This is a genomic window from Acinetobacter sp. ABJ_C1_1, from assembly GCF_044684115.1.
Lineage (GTDB): Bacteria > Pseudomonadota > Gammaproteobacteria > Pseudomonadales > Moraxellaceae > Acinetobacter > Acinetobacter nosocomialis_A.
This window is the reverse complement of record NZ_JBITPU010000001.1, coordinates 133,246-155,053: the sequence shown is the minus strand read 5'-3', so window position 1 is coordinate 155,053 and position 21,808 is coordinate 133,246. Positions and strand designations below refer to the sequence as shown.

The window sequence follows — 21,808 nt, the reverse complement described above, 5'->3', positions numbered from 1 at the left end:
CCATGGGCTTAGTATTGTGATCTGAAGATTATTTTCCTACCTACCAAAAACCTACCAAATACTACTTAGGATTTAATTATTGATTTTTTAATGACTTTATATAAAATTTGGCGCATTCATTTAATTTTTTCGGGAAAATCGTTAAGCTATGGGCTGTTGAAGATGTACATATGAGATTATGAAACAGGAAACTGCGCTTAAACTGCTCAAAGCAGGTGAAAATGTTTTTTTAACCGGTTCGGCTGGTGCAGGGAAAACCTATACACTTAATCAGTACATCCAATACCTAAAAGCACGTAAAGTGCCTGTAGCTATTACGGCATCTACAGGTATTGCGGCAACGCATATGAACGGCATGACCATTCATACGTGGGCGGGTATCGGCATTAAAGATCAGTTAACTGATGACGACCTAAAACGTATGAAAGAGCGTAAATATCTCAAGGAACACCTTGAAAATGCGCAAGTTCTCGTCATCGATGAAATCTCAATGTTGCATGCGAAGCAACTTAATCTGGTCAATCAGGTTCTAAAATATTTTAAAGAAAGCGATGAGGCATTTGGTGGCATTCAAGTGATTGTGGCTGGAGATTTCTTCCAGTTGCCGCCTGTAGGACGTAACGGTGAAGCCAACCGTGACAAGTTCTGCTTTATGTCAGATGCATGGGTCGAAGCTAAATTCCGTGTATGTTATTTAACAGAACAACATCGCCAAGACGATGAAATTCTGAACCAGATTTTAAATGCCATTCGTGCGCAGAATATTCAAGCAGATCATTTACACGCACTGCGTCAATCACGTTCGCATGATATTGGTGAAACCTTTACTCGTCTTTATACGCACAATATGGATGTCGACAATATCAATTATCAGCACTTAAATGAAATTGATAACGAAGGGCATCAATTTAATGCTGTTTTAGATGGTAATGAAAAATTATTAGAAACTTTAAAATCTTCGGTTCGTGCTCCTGAAGAACTTACACTGAAAAAGCATGCCAAAGTCATGTTTGTCAAAAACAACTTTGATATGGGATATATCAATGGGAGTTTAGGTGAAGTTATTGGCTTTGAAGAAGATGACGAAAATGGGTTATTGCCGAAAGTAAAACTAACCGATGGCACGACATTGTTGGTTGCTCCTGAAACATGGTCAGTTGAAAATGAAGCCGGTAAAGTCATTGCAAGTTTTCAGCAAATTCCACTTCGTTTAGCGTGGGCGATTACCATTCATAAAAGTCAGGGTATGACTTTAGAAGCGGCTGAAATTAACCTTATGAACACCTTTGAGAAAGGTCAAGGTTATGTTGCGCTTTCGCGCTTAAAATCTTTAACTGGGTTAAAGCTATTAGGGATTAACGAGCAAGCTTTAGAGTTAGACAGTTTAGCTGTCAAAGCGGATCGCCGTTTCCAAGAGCTTTCAAAAGAAGCTGAAGACAACTTTGCAGATGTAGATTTAACCGCTCAGCACAAAGCCTTTATTCGTCACTGTGGCGGCACCTTAAATGAAACTGAGATTTCTCGTAATGAGAAGAAACTCGCAAAAGGTGGCAAGCAAAATTACGCTACGGCAACGCTAGACGAGACACGTGCGTTGTTTGAAGAAGGCTATGAAATTGAAGACATCGCGCATGAGCGTGGTCTGACACCAGCGACGATTATTAATCATTTGGCTCGACTTCATAAAGAACAAAAGCTAGATATTTCGGTTGCCCATCCGGGTGAAGAAGTGGTCGAAGAAGTCCGTAAAATTTATAAGAAATTGAAAAAACGTCAAAATCCAGATCATTTTTCTGATGATGGTTCGATCAAACTAAGACCAATTGTTGAAGCAACCAGTCCTCGAATGGGATATGATCAGGTTCGATTAGCTTTATTATTTATTGAATAAAGTCTGATTGGCTTAATTACTTATTACATAAATTGAGGTGGCTATGCCGCACGTAGTAGTGGATTATTCAGAAAATTTAACTGGATTGAACGCAAAACAATTACTTGAAGAAATTAATAGTACACTGATTGAGGCAGAGTTATTTAGTCCAGAAGACATTAAAAGCCGTGCGCGTAAAGATGATGTTTTCCTTATTGGCTTAGGGGCTGATCAAGCTTATATTCATGCAAAGGTCTATATTTTGTCGGGAAGAACGGCTGAACAAAAACAGCTTATGGGTGAGCAGTTATTAGCGGCGCTTAGCAACAAAAAATATTTACAACAAGGGTTTAATAAAGAAATTCAATTGTGCGTTGAGCTTGTCGACATGCCAAGAGAAGATTATTTCAAGCAAGTTGTATAACTATAAAAAGCGCAATTTCGATCAAGAATAGCGATGAGCACTATGTAAAAGTAGTGCTATCGAATGAACAGACATAAATGTATGGCTGTATATACACAAAAGCTGCAACTGGTTTGCGACTATATTCAAAGACATTTAGATGAAGATTTAGATGTTGACCTATTAAGCCAGATTGCAGCCTTATCTAAGTTTCATTTTCATCGTATTTTTGCCATTCATATTGGCCTAAATGTGATGAAGTTTATTCAACTTTCTCGTTTAAAACGGGCCTCTTTTCAATTGGCTTTTGAACCCGATCTCAAGATTATTGAGATTGCATTGCAAGCAGGGTTTGACAGTCCCGAGGCATTTACTCGTGCATTTAAGCGTTCATTTGATCAAACTCCTCGGGCTTTTAGAGATAAACCAGACTGGGAATCTTGGCACCAGAAGTTTGTTTTTACACTTCCAAAAAGTGAGCTAAAAATGAATGTAAATATTGTTGAGCGTCCTGCTGAAAAGATTGCGTATCTATCGCATTTAGGAAGTCCCGATAAAGTTTTGGAAACTGCTGCGCAGTTTATTGCATGGCGTAAAGAAACAGGTTTATCGCCTGTGACCAAGTCTAGAACTTATGGTATTCCGTTTGCTGACCCCGATCAGACACCACCTGACGAGTTTCGGTTTGATATTGCAGGTTCAATTGAAAAGGCGGTACCTGAAAATAGTTACGGCGTACAAACAGGTGAAATTCCTGCAGGGCGTTATGCAACCGTAAGACATTTTGGTAGCCATGACCAGATTAAAGATAGTGTTTATTACATCTTTAGAAACTGGTTACCTGAGCAACCAGAAGAAGCAGGGGATTATCCGGTTTTCTTTCACTATCACAACTTTGTGCACGAAGTGAACGAGTGCGACCTTGTTACCGACATTTACTTACTTTTAAAGTGAGTCTAGGGTGATACAGGCATAGCTTAGGTTATGCCTGTATGTTTAAAAGTTTGATATCTGCATATTGTTCAATCAGGTTGTCATCTAGCATATGGATATAATCCATAAAGATGCTACTAAAGCTTCCCATAGTTTGCGCCTGATTTGCTGCAAGTTTACCTGCAATTGCAAAATGAACATGAGCTGAAAGAGCCGCAATGGTTGGTGTTGCCACAGCGCTATATGCTGCAATTAATGCACCCAAAGCACAGCCTGTTGCAGTAATTTTAGGTTGTAAAGGACTTCCGCCGTTTACTTGAATCACAGCATCTATTTCATTAGACAATATATAATCTGACTCGCCTGAAATAGCGATACAGCTTGCATGTGTTAAGAGAGAAAAAGCTTGTTGATAGGCTTGGTCGCTACTTAAAGTGCTGTCTACACCTTTAGATTGAACTTGATTGCCTGCAAGTGTACTGATTTCTGAAGCATTACCACGAATAACGTTTGGCTTGAACTGTAAAAGTTCATCTGTCATTTTACTGCGCCAAGCTAAAATTGGTCCATAACCGACTGGATCAAGTACCCAAGGAACATTATTAAGCTGTGCTGTTTTGGCAGAGATTTGCATGGCCTGCATTTGCTCTGAAGTCGGAGTGCCTAAATTAATGCTTAAAGCCGATGAGATTTTGGTAAAACTTTCTGCTTCATAAGGATTATCAATCATGGCAGGTGATGCGCCAGAAGCCAGTAACACATTGGCTGTATAGTTGGCTGCAACGCTATTGGTAATACATTGTACAAGAGGCGCTTTTGCCTGCATGTTTTGCCAAGCTTCAATCACCTGTTCAATGAGGTTTGATATTGAAGTCATCTGATTATCCTTATTAAGCCAGAGATAACATTTAACGGGTAAAATAGTGGTCTTGATGCTTACATCTTTCGCAAATCAAAGAAACATAATCTGCTGCATCATAATCAACACTTAAATCATTTGAGCCACAATGCATACAACGTTTAACTGAGTAAAAGTTTAACCGAGGTTCAATTTTTCGCCATGCTTTCCAGACAGGTTGTACAAAGATCTGTTCGTCATAACCTAAAAAGCGGTTAAACAATATGTGGCTCATTTTACTGTAGGGAATATTGTACGGGCGTGGCAACATTGAAGTTTCCCACTTTTCTGACAAGGCTCTTTCCCGATATTGTTCTAAAGTTTTCTTTAATAAATTAGTATTAATAAACTTTTCATTACGTGGCTGTAGAGCTTTTTGCTTATAAAGATATTCAAGCGCGGTTTGAATCAAATAATAAATTTGACCAATGGCCAATGAGTCCATTAAACGGTAGCAAAAAGTTTGAAAGTTAGAGCTACCTGCAATTTGAATACCCCATGTTCGGCAGTAGAACTGCATAAACTGGATAATTTCTTGATAGAGCACCTGAAACAAGACATCTTTCACTTCATCGGCACTACGAAACGGAATGCCAAGACTTAAGTTTTCATAAAACCAGTGGCGTAATTGCTGGGCTACACTAAATAAGCTTGGGTCACTATAACCATCTAAACGAATGTTTAAATAAAAGCATTGTGGTTCGTCAGATTGATCCTGTGCATTTAAAATCCCATCTTTATGAAGCTGTTTAATCAGATGGTTTTGGAACATCCAGTTGGGTGTAATAGGCTGATATTTTATTTGGTCCCAGTGAATATATTCGTCATGTGCAACATCGTCACGTGCATAGTCATCAAGCAGGCTAAGCAGAAAAAGTTTATTTAAAAAACTAAGTTGTTCCAGACTGCGCTGAGGTTGATCTTTTGACTTAAACTGGCGTTGTTCTTGGAGTCGTGTTTGTTGTAAAAGCTTTTTTCTTTGTTTAGTGCATTGGTCACAATGGCATGTCATTTTTGTGTCTTTAAATACACGGTGCTGGCAATGACTGCATTCATGAAACTGAATGTCTTGCTCAAATTGTTCGGCATCTACCCAGTACATTGAAGCTTGGCAGAGTGGGCAATGGCTACTTTCATCTAGCTGTTTCTGTAGAATTTGTAAGGCCATTTCGCTCCGAACACTTAAATCAATCATGATTGACCTATTATACACAGCCGCATTGCCGATAGCTGAGATTGTATTTTTGTTTGGTGCAAAAATAGAAAACCTAAAATCTTTATTTTGATTTTAGGTTTTCATAAGGGGTTAAAAGTTAAGATTAAACAGGGCACGGCAAGCTCTCATCATGTTGTCCAAGTTTTTTAGCATTGATAAGCGCCTGTACTTTTTTGCTTGGTAATTTCACTTTACCTAATGCGTCATAAGTATTAACGATAGTGGTTACCTCCTGAGCAGTCATAGAAATACCTTCCGCAGTTAAGAACACGGCAATCACATGATGGTCGAGTCCTGCTGCGTCTAGATCATGAATAGCTTTAATATTTTCTAAGCGATGTAAATAAGTTTTTAATTCCATAGTGGCTACCTCTTGTTCTAATTGAAATACTTATACTGGTATATTAGTTAAGGCAAGAACCATGCCCAAAATGTAAGCAGCTCCTAAAAAATGTTAAAAGCGAAAGGAGTTTTATTTTTATTGTATAGATTGATTATATAAACAACGATTATCGTAATTTTGGTCTAATCTGTGCTAATAAAACCAAATTCTAATTTGAAATGTATAAATGAAGTCCCATTAATTTTATAAAGGTAAACAAACACAGTATGTATGAATATGTATGATCAAGTTCATAAAATTCGTACTACAGTTTCCGAAAAGTATATAAGGAATAAAGATGAATATTGCGGCACAGCCTCCAGTTCAGGCAGATCAAACAGTTTATTTAAAAGATTATCAAAAACCTTCGTTCTTGGTTGAATCCATTAATCTTGATATTCAAGTCTATGACGATAAAACAATTGTTGATTCAACTTTAGTCATGAAGCGTCAAACTGCTGGAGACTTGGTGCTGTTAGGTCGTGATCTTGAGTTGCAATCTATTCAGCTCAATGGTCAAGAGCTTACTCCTGCACAATATTCACTCGATAGTGAACAATTGGTGATCACTAACGCACCAGATGAAGTCATTTTACAGACTCAAGTGATTATTCATCCTGAAACCAACACTCAGCTTGAAGGTTTATATAAAGCAGGCGATTTGTTTGTTACGCAAAACGAGCCTGAAGGCTTCCGTAAAATTACCTTCTATCCAGACCGTCCAGACGTACTTTCAGTCTTTACGACGCGTGTAGAAGCAGACAAAAAATACCCAGTATTACTTGCTAATGGTAACTTGCTTGAAACAGGTGAAGCGGGTGAAAACCGCCACTTTGCAATCTGGCAAGACCCAACTAAAAAGCCAAGCTATTTGTTCGCTTGTGTTATTGGTGATTTAGCTGTACTTAAAGATCGTTATACGACTTCTGAAGGACGTGATGTTGCTTTAGAAATTTATGCCATTGAGAAAGACATTCCAAAATGTCATATCGCAATGGAAGCTTTAAAGCATTCAATGCGTTGGGATGAAGAACACTACGGCCGTGCGTATGACCTCGACAACTATATGATTGTTGCGGTAAGCCAGTTCAACATGGGTGCAATGGAAAATAAAGGTTTAAACATCTTTAATACCTCATGTGTACTTGCCGATGAAGAATACACAACTGACGCTGCGATTATGCGAGTGCAGTCGGTGATTGCCCATGAATATTTCCATAACTGGACTGGTAACCGTATTACTTGCCGTGACTGGTTCCAACTGTGTTTAAAAGAAGGTTTAACGGTATTCCGCGATCAGTCTTTCTCGGAAGACTTACAATCTGCTGCGGTTCAACGTATTGATGACGTTGCTGTACTTAAATCACACCAATTCCCTGAAGATGCAGGTCCATTGTCGCATCCACCACGTCCAGACCACTTTGTAGAAATTAATAACTTCTATACAGCGACAGTCTATGAAAAAGGTGCGGAAATTAACCGCATGATGTCGACCTTACTTGGTAAAGAAAAATACCGTAAGGGAACAGACGAATACTTCCGCCGTCATGACGGACAAGCCGTAACTGTAGAAGACTGGGTTGCTGCATTATCAGCAGGTTCGGGTGTCGATTTATCTGCATTTTTAACTTGGTATAACCAACCGGGTACACCAAAGCTTGAAGCAAAAGGTGAGTACGATGCAGCAGCACAAACTTACCGTTTAAGTTTTAAACAAAGCCTGAAAGCTCATCCTAAATATCCAAATTTAAAAGCTGTTCCGATTCCTGTGGCTTTAGCGCTATTTAATGCTAAAACAGGCGAGCAATATACATTGCACAGTGACAGCTTATTCGTAAATGATGTTAAAGATGGCGTGTACTTGTTTGACCAAGATGAAGCAACCATTGAGTTTACAGGTGTGACTGAACAGCCAGTTGTGTCGTTACTCCGCAATTTCTCTGCGCCTGTAAATCTTGTATTTGACTATACCGATGCAGAATTAGCTTTCTTAATTCAGCATGAGACAAATGGTTTTAACCAGTGGCAAGCAACTCAAACCTTGCTTGAGCGTATTTTGTTAGAAGACCATTCTGCCGATGCGTACATTCAAGCTATTCAGAGCACTTTGCCTGAGTTGGTTGGCCGCGACCCACTTTTAGCATCTCGTTTGTTTGATGTACCAAGTGAAGGTTATTTGGGTAGTCGTATCGATCAGAACTATGCACCAGCCGATGTTCATGTAAAACGTGAGGCCTTGCTGAATCGATTAGCACAAGAGTTAGGTTCTTTCTGGAAAGATACTTACCTTACCCTTGACCCAGACCAACAAAAAGAATTTTCTTTAGCGATGGGTGTACGTGCATTAAAGAACATTATGCTTATGATGATGGCTCGTCAGGGCGACCAAACTGCATTTGAATTAGCACATGTGCAATATCAAAACACAGGCAATATGTCTGAACGTTTAGGTGCTTTACGTGTATTGGTTTGGCAAAATGCACCTCAAGCTCAAGATGCCCTAGCTGATTTCTATGACCGTTTTAAAGATGAAGCATTGTCTTTAGATCAATGGTTTATGATTCAGGCAGCAAATCCAAATGCTACTGTTGAGACGATTGAATATCTCACTCAACATCCTGATTATGACCTCACGACGCCAAACCGTATTCGCGCCGTAAGTGGGGGCTTGTCAAATAACCCTGAAAATACTTGGGGCTTTGGTGTAGTGCACTTTATTAATCTTGCACAATATCTTGATGAGAAGAACCCGATTTTAGGTTCACGCCTATTACAGGTATTGTCACGTTGGTACACACTTGCAGAGCCTCAGCGCACTCAAGTACAACAAGCTTTAGAGGCATTGCAGCCTAAAGTGAAATCTAAAAACGTTTCTGAAACTTTAAATAGTATGTTAAGCGTTTAATTATTTAAATATACTTAATAAAGGCCTCGTATGAGGCCTTTATTTTTTACCCTTATTTTATATTTCTTTAAATTATGTCCTTTATTAATTTATATTAAATGTATTTTTTAAATATATTAAAGAATAAATCAATTTAATTTTAAGTTGAAGCATTGCATAAAAAAGCTATTTTTTGTGATTAATTACCGGAAAAGAAAAATGACACATTTACTTAAATTTCTATGAATAAATTTTTTGATAGAATGGTTAAATTAATTTAAATCAAATGCTTATGATTTGTTAATGTTGGTTTTTATATTTATGGAGTAACTTTAAGTAACTATATTTTATTAAATAGAAATAAAAATAATAACAAGTTTATGCATTTTAATTATTTTTATGTATGATATTTAAAATAGGATAAAAAATAAGCTCTAAAAGAGCAGTCAAATAAAAAATGATTGTAAGAATAAGAGTTAATTTTTTTATATCTATTAATTCGACAATTTAATTTAAAAGGTTTTGGCCATGAAAAAGACTTTTTTTTATTTATCGGCAATAGCTGTAGGGTTATTTTCCCTGAACGCAGCAAATGCCGCTACAGCGACGGGGACATTAACTGTTAAGGCGACAGTAACAAATAGTTGTGTCCTTAATACCTCTGCAACAGGTACTACAACAAATGCGGTTTTGGACTTTGGTACTTTGAGTTCTCTCACTACTAATGTTGATGCAGATACCTCAACTACAGGTGGTACTTCAATTAAAGTTCTTTGTAACAATACTGTGCCATGGACTTTGTCGTTTGATGGTGGTCAAAATGTTTTATCAACCCAACGACGCATGATTGGTGGGGCAGCAAGTAATGAATATATTCCTTATAACCTGTATTCGGATACAGGACGTGCCACTGCAATTGGTATAGCAACAACCGCTTATAGCGGAACAGGTAGTGGTGCAGTACAAACAGTGAATGTATATGGTCGTCTTCCTGCTGGCTCAGCACTGCCGAGTGCGGGTAGTTATGTTGATACGGTAACAATAACGGTAACTTATTAAGTTGTATAAATTAGAAAAGCTGTTAGCCCTTTTGAAAGGGCTAATATATTAAAAAGATATATATTTGAGTAAAACATGAAAAAAAATATTTTTATTATTACGGGATTATTCTTATCTTTATCTAGCACTATTCACGCCGCCACAATCCGCCTTTCACCGGTAAGTGTAGAAATTTTAAGTCATCAAAAAGCTTCTTCAATTAGTCTATATAATCAGTCAAATGAAAGTGCTGATTTACAGGCACGTATATTTGAATGGACTCAAAATAATGGACAAGATCAATTAACACCTACAGATGAAATCACTATTAGCCCACCTTTTTTAAAGCTAAAACCTAGCGAGTCTTATAATTTACGGGTAGTCCGAATTAATCCGGAACCAATTTCTGGTGAAAAAACTTATCGTATTATTATTGACGAATTACCAAAACCAGTTGATAGCCGTAAAGCTTCTCAAGGTGTAAATGTATTACTTCGTTCGTCATTACCTGTATTTGTAGTCAATAAAGATGCGATTACTCAACTGAATTGGAAAATTGATACTCATCCAAAGGAAGCTTTTTTAAATATTAGAAATATTGGAAACCGACATGCACTTTTAAATGACTTAACACTTATAGATAACACCGAAAATAAAAGTTATCCGATTAAAGTGAATACCGTGAATGGCTACATTCTTGCAAACCAAGCACGAAGCTATTCAGTTAATAATTTTACATATCAGCCCAATCATAAATACAGCATTTCTCTGACAGTTAATGGTAAGAAAACCACACTTTAAGAGGCTTATATGAAATATATTATAGGTGTCTTATGTGTTGCGTATTTTCCAACATATTCTTTTGCTGAACAGTTACTAGATCATACAAATACTGCAGTTCCTAGTGTTCCTAAGTCTATAGGAAGTAATAATAAATATATGCATGAAAAGACGAATGGACAGCAGCAAGAACATGATTTTACTCAGCTATTTTTAAATATTTCTATTAATTCAAATACTTCTGAAGATTTGTTTTCCGTAAAACAATCTAAAGATGGAAAGTTATATATTCGTTCTGGTGACTTAAAAACGCTAAGAGTGAAAATGGATGAACATATCCCTGATAGCCAATGGGTATGTCTTAACGAACTTAAAGGAATCCAGTTTAAGTACTTAGAAAATGAGCAGTCTCTGAACTTACAAGTTCCGTCAAACATGTTAATGGGTTACTCAGTTGATTTAACTGGTCAACAGACCACTAGCTCCAGTCTGCTAAAAATGAAACCCTTAAATGCTGCACTCCTGAATTACAGCCTGTATCACACCATAACCAATGATGAGAGTATTTTCTCTGGTTCGGCTGAAGGTATTTTTAATAGCGCCATCGGTAATTTTTCATCAGGCGTTTTATACAACGGTAGTAATGAAACGAGCTATAGCCATGAAAAATGGGTACGTCTGGAAAGTAAATGGCAATATGTAGACCCTGAGAAAGTCAGAATCTATACCCTAGGTGACTTTATTTCCAACAGTTCTGACTGGGGCAGTAGTGTACGTCTTGCCGGTTTCCAATGGTCGAGTGCTTATACCCAACGTGGTGATATTGTTACCTCGGCGCTGCCGCAGTTTTCTGGTTCGGCGGCGTTACCTTCAACACTAGACTTATACGTTAACCAGCAAAAGATTTATTCAGGCCTTGTTCCTTCAGGCCCTTTTGATATTAAACAGCTCCCGTTTATTTCAGGAAATGAAGTCACGCTGGTGACCACCGATGCCACAGGTCAGCAAAGCATTACCAAAAAACCTTATTACTTTTCATCGAAGATTCTGGCAAAAGGCATCAATGAGTTTTCAGTGGATATTGGGGTTCCGCGTTATAACTACGGACTGTACTCAAATGATTATGATGATGCCACCTTTGCTTCGGGTGCGATTCGATACGGCTACAGCAACTCACTGACTTTAAGCGGTGGTGCAGAGGCTTCAACAGATGGTCTTTCCAACGTGGGAACAGGCTTTGCCAAGAACCTGTTTGGTGTGGGCGTTATTAATGCCGACATTGCAGCAAGCCAGTATAAGGATGAGAACGGCTATTCTGCCTTGCTTGGTTTAGAAGGGCGTATTAGCAAGAATATTTCGTTTAATACCAGTTACCGTAAAGTATTTGATAACTATTTTGACTTGGCCCGTGTGTCTCAAATTCGATATTTAAAAGAAAACCAGATTACTTCTGAGCCACAGAATTATCTGAGCTACAGTGCACTGGCAGATGAGATTATTAGGGCAGGGATTAACTATAACTTTTATGCAGGCTATAGCGTTTATGTCGGCTACAACCAAATTAAATATAGTGATAACTCGTATAAGTTGCTATCTGCTAACTTAAGCGGGAGTCTGAACAAGAACTGGGGCTTTTATAGTTCAGCTTATAAAGATTATGAAAGCCATAAGAACTATGGCATTTACTTTGCGCTGCGCTATACGCCATCTACCAGAGTGAATGCTATTTCTAGCGTATCTAACGATAGTGGCAGATTGACTTATCGACAAGAAGTATTTGTTCTATCGGAACCACAAATTGATTCATTTGGATGGGGAGGATATGTTGAGCGAGATCAGGATGCACATAACAATAATGCATCGATCTATGGTTCTTACCGAGCACGGGCTGCATACCTAACAGGTCGTTATAACCGAATTGGAGACAATGACCAAGTTGCAGTTTCAGCGACTGGATCATTGGTTGCAGCTGCAGGACGTATTTTTGCGGCCAATGAAATTGGAGATGGTTATGCTGTTGTTACCAATGCTGGACCGCAAAGCCAGATTATCAATGGTGGGATAAATCTAGGAACAACTGATAAGTCTGGAAGATTCCTCATTTCTAGTCTCATGCCCTATAGAGAGAACCATATTTATTTAGATCCATCTTATTTACCTTTAAATTGGAATGTTAAATCTACAGATCAAAAAACAGTAGTAGGTTACCGCCAAGGAACCTTAGTTGACTTTGGTGCACATCAGGTCGTTTCAGGCTTAGTCAAAGTCGTTGATAAAAACAACTCACCGTTAAAGCCGGGTTATAGCGTTCGAATTAATGGGCAGCAAGATGCAATAGTGGGCTACGATGGTGAAGTATTCGTTCCAAACTTATTAAAACAAAACAAACTTGAAGTAGATCTTCTCGATCATGGTTCATGCCAAGTTGACTTCACTTATAACAGTAATCAGTACTCAACTAAGAAATTGGGACCTTATATATGTCATTAAATATTATGAATAAGGCTCAAATAGAGAGCTATAAAAAAATTTTCTTATATATAAAATACTTTATAGGCATTTGCTTACTTTATCTCGTTTATGCGTTTTTGAGTCCAACGCATGCTGCCTGTACGGTAGCTGGAACGACCAATAATACGTTTACTTACACGGCAGCAAATATTAATAGTGATGCAACTGTAAACTTTTCAGGAACAATTACTTGCACGAATGGAGGACTAATACCTCAAATCTCTCCGTTTATGTGTATGAAGACAGTATTTACAGGAGCAACCACTACAAATAATAGCGTATCGTTACCGTATACAGTCACTGCAACTGTTGGTGGAGCCGGTTCTTCTACCACCAACCAAACCTCTAATGTTTGGTATGGTCCAGTGGTAACTGTCGCTTCAAATAATATTCTTAGTTACTCGGTAAATGTGAAAGTACCAGCGCGAACAGGGTCGCTCATTGCCTATCCTCAAGGAACATATACCGCTACGGTTCAACTCTTTTGGGATATGGATCTTCTAGCGGTGTTATGTTTAGGTGATTTACTCAGCTGGGACTCTGGAAATGTAACGCTAACAGCTAACTTTGTGGTACCCACGCTTTGTCAATTAAACTCAACGTCAAACGTCGATTTCGGCAATATTAATGATATTGGTATTACTAAGCGTGACTACACGACTCAAGGTGCTGTAAATACGACATGTAACTCTGGAACGCCATATTCGATTTATTTAGGGGATGGCAATAACCGTATCAGCGGAGGGTTCAGGCGTATGGCCAATAGTAATAATGAGTTTATTCCCTATCAGTTATACAAAGATGCTGCTTATAGTTCGGTGTGGGATGCTACGGGTGGAGTGAATAGCGTTGGGGGAACGGGAGGAGTATCTGGCACTGGAACAGGTAATGCTCAAACCACTACAGTTTATGGAAAAATTCCGCAAGGTACTACGATTGCAAGTAGACCTGGTAGCTACTCTGATAGTGTTGTTGTTACAGTGACTTATTAATTGCCTCAGGCACTATTTCTTCAAAAGAGATAGTGCTTTTTTAGAATTAATAAATATATTGTTGTTCTATTAAAAAAGCCGTTTATCAGATTTAATCAAATTATTTATGTATTTATATATACTAAACGTTCAAATATAAAAAAGGATAATGACGTGAAAAAGATAATTTTAGCAACAATAATAGGTATGTCGGGTATGAGTAACTCTTTTGCTGAGTGTACCTATAGCTTTGATGCGACCTTACAAGGCATAAAAGCTTTTGAAGCAGCAAACGGAGCAAACACAGCTAATTATCGTTATGCAGAGCAAGTTGCTAATATAAATAATACGAATCAGTCTGGTTATGACGTTATAAATTATTATTCAAATAAAGATGTCGATAAGCTTTTAGCTTCAAAAAAATATATTCAGTTTAAAACCCAGTACCCATCTGATACACCAGACAATGTTGTCATAATTGATAAAGCTATTGGTAGTTCAGATATATTTGCTCAGGAGTTTATTTTTGATGTGAATAACTTAAAGGTTAACCTCGGCAATAATTCCCAGATGTATGAGTATGGTTTTGTTATTACTGGATCTTCAGAGTCTAAAGTGGAATTAACACTAAATTTAATGTTTGCAAAAGGTAATAACTATTCTGGTGTTCTAAATGGAGATGCAATCGCTTCTTTAGGTGCTACATATAAATCTGATGGAAATGGTCATTTAACATATTTAAGTGCCAATAGAACTAATAACCCAGTACAAGTTCCAACTGATGGAAAAGTTAGAGTAGGTATTTATGTAAATCAAAATACTAAACAGATTGGATATATTGTTAATGGTGTGAATTATGGCTACTTGAACCTTACGATGGAAAATAAATTAAAATATATCAGCTTCATGGGAGCAATTAACCAAGATCATTTCGCTAACTCTGCCTTAACTGGTAAAACAGTGGGTCTTCAATTAATTACAGATAAATCAAAAATGCAGTTTACTTACCCAACAGGGACTAAAGACATTTGTGGTGTCGCTTTATAAGAAAAGACTTATCCAAGCTATGTATCTTATTTTTGGGGTACATAGCTTTGTAAAAGACTATAAATTAAAAGATAACGTAAACACTCAAAGCTCTTTTTAATCATAATAAAAATCAAATAATTCTTAGATTTCGAAACTTGACCGTCATTAAAAATGGTTTGACTTAAAAGGGTATTCTGTATATTTATTAGTTAGTTCCAAAAAAGAACTAGTAAGTAAAACAGGCAATTAAAAATAAAGGATGAACCAATGTCGGATATTATTTTGCATCAGTGGGAAATTTCTCCATTTTGTCAAAAAATTGCAAGAGCTTTGAAATTTAAGGGAATCCCATTTGATACAGTAAACTATAACGGTATTCTTGGTGCAAAAGTTCCTTTGCTCAGTAAAGTGGGTAAAGTACCTGTCATTGACCATAAAGGACAACGTATACAAGACAGTACTCGTATTGCTCGTTACTTAGATGAAGCCTATCCAGATACACCGCGACTTTATCCCGCAGATCCAAATCAAAAAGCACTTGCCGAACTGTGGGAAGACTGGGCAGATGAGTCTCTTTATTTTTATGAAGTGTATTTAAGGGTAAATGATTCAGAAGCTTTAGAGGAAGCCATCCGTATTAGTAGTATTGGTCGGCCAGCATATGAAAAGCCAATGGTGAAAGCTTTTATTTTAGCCGAATTAAAAACACAGCTTTTCTTTCAGGGCTTGGGCCGAATGAAAGCCGAGGATGTTGAAGCAGAGTTTATTAAACACTTAGACCGTATTGAGCAGGTTTTATCACAAAGCGAATGGTTGGTTGGAGATAACAAGACGATTGCAGACATTGCCGTGGTTGCTCAACTTGGTGAAGTCGTTCGAACAAGTAAAAAGTTTAGTAAAGAAATTTTGAATCGTCCGTTTATTGCTTTATGGTATAAAAAACAAACAGGGTGAAACGACTATGTCATTAGTAACACCAGATAAAACACGAGATTGTGCAGTTGTTATTGGTGTCGGGGCTTCACAGGGAATTGGGGCAGCCGTTTGTCATCGTTTTGCAAGAGAAGGGTTAAAAGTTTACGTTGCTGGGCGAACTTTCCAGAAAATTGAAACAGTCGCGGCCGAAATCCATGCAAAGGGTGGTGAAGCTACCGCATTTCGTTTAGATGCCGAAGATATACATCAAGTACAGGCCCTATTTGACACCGTTACTAGTCAAAACGAACGTATTACCGCTGTTATTCATAATGTTGGAGGGAATATTCCCTCAATTTTTTTACGCAGCCCGCTATCGTTTTTTAATGATATGTGGCAATCCACATTTTTATCAGCTTATTTGGTTTCTCAAAGCTGTCTAAAAATTTTTAAAGAACAAAATCACGGTACGCTTATTTTTACTGGAGCGAGTGCCTCTTTGCGCGGAAAACCCTTTTTTGCTGCTTTTACGATGGGTAAATCTGCGTTGCGAGCTTATGCATTAAATCTAGCTCAAATTTATAAAACACAAGGCATTCATATTGCTCATGTCATTATTGATGGAATGGTGAATGGTGACAGAATTAATAAAGCTTTATTTGGTCTAGGTCGTTTAGCACGTCTTACACGTGGAACGGGCGGACTTAATCTTGATGCAATAGCAGAAAACTATTGGATGCTTTACCTGCAAAGCCCTGAGCTCTGGACACATGAGTTAGATTTACGCCCATACCAAGAAAAATTTTGAGAGACGAATATGCTAAAAACAATATTTCAGAAGTTTCAAAAAAAGCAGGGCTGTGTGGTGGTTGCTGGTCATGATATAGAACTACTGGGCCATGATTTTGTAATTTTAGATAAAAACTATCAAGCACCATTACATGTTTATCAAGTCATACATGATTCTACTGTTCGGAACATACAAGTAAGTTACGTAAATGATGGCATGACGAGTGTGCGCTTAAACTTGGTAAAAACTAAGCAATTAAAAAGTCTGCTGAAATATATAACAGAGCATCGTCATACCATTGAGTTATGCGTGTTTCAGCCAAATTTTTCATCTGCACCAAATATTGAAGCTTTATCTTTAGAAGAAATTGAGCACAGTTGGCAGACCACAGGTTTAAGTGCCGTGAGCGTGTCGCAGTTAGTACTTAAACCCATGTTAAAACAGCAGCGGGGTACAGTTATTTTTCTTGGAGCGCCATCTCATCATTCTGCTCACCACGATGTATTAAGTCAAAGTATGTTTGCGAGTATTCGAGCGTTATCGCAGTCATTGGCAAGAGAGTTTCAGCCCAAAGGCATACATGTCACGTATTGCATGGTGGAAAAATGGGATGGACAAAACCCGCACTTTATTTCATCTGTTAAACAAGTGTGCCAGCACATCTATCACCAATCTGACTCTGCATGGAGCCAAGAGCTCCGCGTATTGTGAGATTTTACTTTCGAGTGTTCTTAAAATAGAGTACTGCTTTGGAATGACAGCACAACAATAATTTCGATAGGTACTCAAATGTTAAATATTAAGAATGCTCAACAAACGGTTAAGGTAGCGACTACAGTAGCAGCTTTGATGTGCTTTTCTTCACTGGCACAAGCATATCAATATGATCAAACAGCACGTTTAGTTAACGAGCGCTTATCTTATATGAAAGATGTCGCAGGCTATAAAGCAGAGCAGCATTTACCGATTGAAGATTTAGCTCAAGAAAAGAAAGTACTTGACCAATCACTTTCTGAGGCCGAATCTTTTGGGCTGAACAGTGAAACGGTAAAGCCGTTTATAGTGACACAAATGAATGTAGCGAAAGCTATTCAATACCGATATAGAGCGGACTGGTTGTCTAGCCCTGAAACCAACTGGAAGCCTCAGGACTTAAGCGAAGTGCGGTTAAAAATTAGTTCTTTAAATACGGAGCTTCTAAAAAATATTGCCTATGAACTCAAGAAAAATAATAACAAGGCGCCGCACGGTTGTGGCTATATGTGGCCAGTTCAGCACCCTCAACTTAAAGAAGCCGATAAAAAGGCTTTATGTGTAACATTGAATAAAATCAAATTAAAACAATGAAGCACCTAAAGCGGCTTATATAAGTCAATTATTCAATCAACATTAAGTCGGCAGTATTGGCAGATTTAAGTGGTCGTAAGGCAAAGGTTGAACGCGTATGCCGAATACCTTTAATCGAATAGAGCTTTTTACGTAAAAAGCGTTCGTAATGTTCGGCATCTTTTACGGCCACTTTCACCAAGTAATCATAGTCACCCGTAACTAAATGTGCCTCGACTACTTCGGGAATGTCTGCCAAAGCTTCACTAAAGTTTTCTAGCATTTCGTCGTCGTGGCGTTCTAGCGTAATTTCAATAAAGAATAACTCGTGAATGCCAATCGCTTTTGGGTTTACGTTTACCGTATAGCCTTCAATAATTTTTAGAGTTTCTAAACGTTTGAGTCGAGTCCAACAGGGTGAAGATGAAAGCCCAACCTCTTCAGCGAGCTGCGCAACTGTTAAGCGTCCATTTCCACGAAGGGCAGATAATATTTTCCGATCTATGCGATCTAATGTGTATTCTGTGCTGTTCAAAATATAAACCAAAGAAGATTCTTCTGTTAATTTTTAATATACGTGATTTTTATGCTGAGATCATTTAAAAAAACTGAAAATACAGTAAACATTTTGAGGTCGACAGCCATACACTATTTCTATGCATCGAACTCTACTGGATAGGAGTTGTGATGAAGCAAAGAGCACTGTTTCAGTAAGGGTGACTAAACAGTGCTCTTTGCGGATCTTATAAAGAATTGATATTAAGACAAAAAAGTAAGTTTGCTTATTGAACAATTAATAAAACAGCGAGAATAAAAAATATACAACCACTGATTTTATTTAATCTGGCAAAGTTATTTCCAGATAGCATTTTTTCTTTAAAGATTGAGGAAAAATTAGCATAGACCAGATGGATTAAGAATCCGATCAGGCAAAAGGTTAAAGATAATACTAAAAATTGATTTATTATTTTTTCTTTTATATCAATAAATTGTGGGAAAAGAGCAATAAAGAAAACAATAGTTTTAGGGTTTAGAAGAGAAGCGAATAAACCTTGATAAAATAATTTGGACTTTCTAACTGTTTTTTCACTTGTTTCGGTATCTAATAAGTCTTGAGAAGGGGATGTTTTTACAAAGTTCTTATAGCCTAGGTACATTAAATAGAATGCACCTATAAATTTTAAAACAGTAAAAATAGTGGGATTACTAGTAATAATTAAACCAACGCCACTAGCCGAAATGACTGCAATAACAAACATACCAATAATTAAGCCAATAATGCCAAATAATGCGGTACGGACACCGTAATTTATTGAATTTGTCACTGTAAATAAGACACCAGGTCCCGGGCTTGATAATGTAAGAAAGGCAATTGTTATGAAAACTAGTAAACCACTCACTTAATATATCCTTTTAAAAATGAATTATTTATATTTAAAAAGCCTTCTGGTGTTCCTCAGAAGGCTTTTAATTTTATGCGCTTGCCAATTCTTTAACTGAATCTAAAGTACTTTTATCTCTCACCTCAAAGGCAACAAGACCTTTCCAATTATTTCGATTAATAGTCTCGATAAAATCAGAATAGTTTACAGTACCGCGGCCAATACTAAAGTGTTGATCTTGCTCACCATTGTTATTGCTAAAAGAAATACCCTTAATTTTTTGATGGTATTTTTCTACAACAGCAATAGGGTCACCTTCACCCACATTTGCATGGCCTGCATCTAAAAAGAAATAGACATTTTTATGATCAATTTTGTTGAAAACATAATCGTATTCTTCCATATGAGTAAAGACATAATGGAACGGACGATAGTGTTTATAGTTTGATAAATTCTCTAAATAAATATCAACTGATTTTTCAGCCGCATATTCAGCCAGTTCTTTAATAGACAGAATATAGTTATCGAGAGCTTTTTGTTTCGCGAGGACAATTTTTTTAGGTTCAACAATACCGCCGCCATGAATCACTAAAGGGGCACCAATCTTTGCGGCAATATCAATCTCTTGTTTAACATATGCCACAGCAGCTTCACGTAAATAATCTACATCGCTACCTAATGGGGCTTTAAAGTTACCGTGGAAAATAGGTTGAACATTATATTTTTTTATTAAGTTATTTAGATTTTCAATTCGTTCAGAAGACCAATCTGGAACCATTTCTCCATGTAGACTTCCATCTACATACCAGTGAGTACAACCATCATTATATGCCTTAACAATCCCTTCTTCGGCTGGTAAATACTGCTGATGTGCAATTCCAGATGCAAAGTTAAGATAATTATTCATTAAAGGCGAAGTCATTGTTATGTTCCTGATTTATTAAAGATATTCTGGGTATAATTATTTATTCACTGTCTACCCAGCCGCCATCTTATTTTTATTCTGTTATAAAAACATCAGACTAAAGTCGAATTTTTATAAGGCATATAAATCTCTATATGGACAGAGCCGTATATTGCACAAATGATCAAAATATTTGGATTTTTCCATTTTTATTATTCTTTAGTCATACTAAATTATATTAAAAATATCGTATATTTTAATATAATTTGTCATTAATTATCATATTGGGGATTTAAAATAATTCCTTATAAGTGGCATTAGATTACAAAAAAATATTTGTATAATTAATGAACTAATAGAACTTCAAGTTATCTGTTAGTTTAAATTGTATTCATAAAACCAAATATTATATGATCTACCAAAGTTGAATTATTAAACTATAGTTTAAAATTTGGCCATAAATTAATATGAGTTTTTATTTTTTTAGGGGTAAATATGAGAATTATTTTCTTATCTATATTAGTTTTATTACAGATAATATTTTTAACTCAGGCCGAGGCGCGGGGAGGTCGTGGCGGAGGAAGATCATTTAGCAGCCATAGTTACTCATCTAGTAGCCATCATTACTCTTCAAAAAGTAAATTATCCCACGGACGAAGTAGCTATGGGAGTTCTAGTAGCTCTTCTAGTAATAGTTCTTCCGAGTGTCCTTGTAGTGGATCAAATAATTGTGTTGGGCCTCGTGGAGGGACTTACTGTATTACACCAAGTGGTAATAAAAAGTATCGATAATCAGTAAAATTGCCGAAATGATAAAAAAGCTCTTGTTACTTAAAGAGCTTTTTTATATTCAAAGGTTTGTTTCTTTAGTCTAGAACATGGAAAATTCAAAGTTGCTCTCAATCCGCTTTATTGAAAATAATAAGAGCACATTCTTTACTAATGTTTAAAGATGGGCATAAAACAAATCAAATATCATCTATTTGATAAAGGCCAATCCCATTTATTAAACTTAATTCCATAATTTTAATAAGGTGATGAAATATTCAAAAGATAAGAGGATTTATCTAACTTTCTTATTATTAATAGACACTTATAAACAATTATTATTTAATACACCCGCAACATTGCCACTTATACTTTTAATAATTTTATCGGGGAAATAATGCGTAATTTTTTAGTAACAGCTTTCACTTTATTAGTAGGGTCATCAGTTTATGCTGCTCAAGAGCCTAAAACTTATATACAGCGAACAACTTGCGAGAGAACAGTACAACTACATGGTTTTTTAAGCCGTGCTCAACTTGATTGTAATTATCACTATACTTCACAAGAATTAGTTCATGAATCTGAAAAATGTACCAAACATGAACTAGGTGAAAAGTATGGTAGAGAGGTTATGAGATTAGGTATGGACCAATTTGAAGCACGCAAACGTGAAGATATGAAAGGTCAATTATGTAGCACGGTTTTAAAAGAGTTTCCAAACTATATTAGAAAATAAAATGGAATCTTAAAAAGCCTCTGTAGGCAAGCCGATAAAATGGATTTTATTATTCATTTTATCGGTGTATCA

Annotated in this window: 20 protein-coding genes; 14 read left to right on the top strand and 6 right to left on the bottom strand. The window is 36.9% G+C overall.

Features of this window, described 5'->3' with window-relative positions; all coding sequences use genetic code 11:
• Nucleotides 1–178 precede the first annotated feature (178 nt).
• The 3 genes from ACG59Z_RS00745 (at nucleotide 179) to ACG59Z_RS00735 (ending at nucleotide 3,227) form a co-directional block, all read left to right on the top strand.
• Entirely contained in the window at nucleotides 179–1,891 is a 1,713-nt protein-coding gene (locus ACG59Z_RS00745; RefSeq protein ID WP_191010084.1) for an AAA family ATPase, read from the top strand.
• 43 nt (nucleotides 1,892–1,934) lie between these two features.
• Entirely contained in the window at nucleotides 1,935–2,294 is a 360-nt protein-coding gene (locus ACG59Z_RS00740) for a 5-carboxymethyl-2-hydroxymuconate Delta-isomerase (RefSeq protein WP_400197417.1), read from the top strand.
• Nucleotides 2,295–2,375: 81 nt separating this feature from the next.
• Nucleotides 2,376–3,227 carry a GyrI-like domain-containing protein gene (locus ACG59Z_RS00735; protein WP_400198010.1) on the top strand — a complete coding sequence of 284 codons (852 nt, stop codon included), beginning with the start codon at nucleotides 2,376–2,378 and terminating at the stop codon, nucleotides 3,225–3,227.
• Between the two features lie 28 nt (nucleotides 3,228–3,255).
• Here ACG59Z_RS00735 and thiM read toward each other — a convergent pair whose 3' ends face one another.
• From thiM to ACG59Z_RS00720, 3 genes are all read right to left on the bottom strand, one after another.
• Nucleotides 3,256–4,083: a hydroxyethylthiazole kinase gene (gene thiM, locus ACG59Z_RS00730; protein ID WP_400197416.1), complete on the bottom strand. Its 828-nt coding sequence runs from the start codon at nucleotides 4,081–4,083 to the stop codon at nucleotides 3,256–3,258.
• A 31-nt stretch (nucleotides 4,084–4,114) separates the two neighbouring features.
• Complete coding sequence (locus ACG59Z_RS00725) at nucleotides 4,115–5,272, bottom strand: hypothetical protein (protein ID WP_191109479.1); 1,158 nt, start codon at nucleotides 5,270–5,272, stop codon at nucleotides 4,115–4,117.
• Between the two features lie 151 nt (nucleotides 5,273–5,423).
• Entirely contained in the window at nucleotides 5,424–5,681 is a 258-nt protein-coding gene (locus ACG59Z_RS00720; RefSeq protein WP_004700972.1) for a hypothetical protein, read from the bottom strand.
• Between the two features lie 319 nt (nucleotides 5,682–6,000).
• Between ACG59Z_RS00720 and pepN the strand changes: the two genes are divergently transcribed.
• The 10 genes from pepN to ACG59Z_RS00670 all read left to right on the top strand — a co-directional run bounded on the left by pepN (nucleotide 6,001) and on the right by ACG59Z_RS00670 (nucleotide 17,967).
• A complete protein-coding gene (pepN, locus tag ACG59Z_RS00715; protein ID WP_263613993.1) occupies nucleotides 6,001–8,607 on the top strand; it encodes an aminopeptidase N in 2,607 nt (868 codons plus the stop codon).
• A 501-nt stretch (nucleotides 8,608–9,108) separates the two neighbouring features.
• Nucleotides 9,109–9,645, top strand: a complete 537-nt coding sequence (locus ACG59Z_RS00710; RefSeq protein WP_311087401.1) for a spore coat U domain-containing protein — start codon at nucleotides 9,109–9,111, stop codon at nucleotides 9,643–9,645.
• 75 nt (nucleotides 9,646–9,720) lie between these two features.
• The gene (locus tag ACG59Z_RS00705; RefSeq protein WP_400197415.1) at nucleotides 9,721–10,425 is read left to right on the top strand and encodes a molecular chaperone; all 705 of its coding nucleotides are present in this window, start codon (nucleotides 9,721–9,723) and stop codon (nucleotides 10,423–10,425) included.
• A 9-nt stretch (nucleotides 10,426–10,434) separates the two neighbouring features.
• On the top strand, nucleotides 10,435–12,894 hold the full coding sequence (locus tag ACG59Z_RS00700; RefSeq protein ID WP_400197413.1) for a fimbria/pilus outer membrane usher protein: 2,460 nt from the start codon (nucleotides 10,435–10,437) through the stop codon (nucleotides 12,892–12,894).
• A complete protein-coding gene (locus ACG59Z_RS00695) occupies nucleotides 12,885–13,907 on the top strand; it encodes a spore coat U domain-containing protein (RefSeq protein WP_400197411.1) in 1,023 nt (340 codons plus the stop codon). The genes ACG59Z_RS00700 and ACG59Z_RS00695 overlap by 10 nt, the downstream gene beginning before the upstream one ends.
• A gap of 153 nt (nucleotides 13,908–14,060) precedes the next feature.
• Complete coding sequence (locus tag ACG59Z_RS00690; protein WP_400197410.1) at nucleotides 14,061–14,933, top strand: DUF4882 family protein; 873 nt, start codon at nucleotides 14,061–14,063, stop codon at nucleotides 14,931–14,933.
• Between the two features lie 249 nt (nucleotides 14,934–15,182).
• Nucleotides 15,183–15,869 (top strand): glutathione S-transferase family protein, encoded by a 687-nt coding sequence (locus ACG59Z_RS00685; RefSeq protein WP_400197408.1) that lies wholly within the window; start codon nucleotides 15,183–15,185, stop codon nucleotides 15,867–15,869.
• 7 nt (nucleotides 15,870–15,876) lie between these two features.
• Nucleotides 15,877–16,638, top strand: a complete 762-nt coding sequence (locus ACG59Z_RS00680; RefSeq protein ID WP_400197406.1) for an SDR family NAD(P)-dependent oxidoreductase — start codon at nucleotides 15,877–15,879, stop codon at nucleotides 16,636–16,638.
• 9 nt (nucleotides 16,639–16,647) lie between these two features.
• Nucleotides 16,648–17,331 (top strand): SDR family NAD(P)-dependent oxidoreductase, encoded by a 684-nt coding sequence (locus ACG59Z_RS00675; RefSeq protein WP_400197404.1) that lies wholly within the window; start codon nucleotides 16,648–16,650, stop codon nucleotides 17,329–17,331.
• Nucleotides 17,332–17,409: 78 nt separating this feature from the next.
• A complete protein-coding gene (locus ACG59Z_RS00670) occupies nucleotides 17,410–17,967 on the top strand; it encodes a chorismate mutase (RefSeq protein WP_400197403.1) in 558 nt (185 codons plus the stop codon).
• 28 nt (nucleotides 17,968–17,995) lie between these two features.
• On the opposite strand, the gene ACG59Z_RS00665 is transcribed toward ACG59Z_RS00670, so the two are convergent.
• The 3 genes from ACG59Z_RS00665 to ACG59Z_RS00655 all read right to left on the bottom strand — a co-directional run bounded on the left by ACG59Z_RS00665 (nucleotide 17,996) and on the right by ACG59Z_RS00655 (nucleotide 20,250).
• On the bottom strand, nucleotides 17,996–18,481 hold the full coding sequence (locus ACG59Z_RS00665) for an Lrp/AsnC family transcriptional regulator (RefSeq protein ID WP_031944456.1): 486 nt from the start codon (nucleotides 18,479–18,481) through the stop codon (nucleotides 17,996–17,998).
• Between the two features lie 247 nt (nucleotides 18,482–18,728).
• Entirely contained in the window at nucleotides 18,729–19,346 is a 618-nt protein-coding gene (locus ACG59Z_RS00660; protein ID WP_009392922.1) for a LysE family translocator, read from the bottom strand.
• 73 nt (nucleotides 19,347–19,419) lie between these two features.
• Nucleotides 19,420–20,250: a sugar phosphate isomerase/epimerase family protein gene (locus ACG59Z_RS00655; RefSeq protein ID WP_311070571.1), complete on the bottom strand. Its 831-nt coding sequence runs from the start codon at nucleotides 20,248–20,250 to the stop codon at nucleotides 19,420–19,422.
• A 1,147-nt stretch (nucleotides 20,251–21,397) separates the two neighbouring features.
• On the opposite strand from ACG59Z_RS00655, the gene ACG59Z_RS00650 reads away from it, so the two are divergent.
• Nucleotides 21,398–21,736, top strand: coding sequence for a hypothetical protein (locus ACG59Z_RS00650; RefSeq protein ID WP_304393047.1), 339 nt, complete (start codon nucleotides 21,398–21,400; stop codon nucleotides 21,734–21,736).
• The last annotated feature ends 72 nt before the right edge of the window (nucleotides 21,737–21,808 follow it).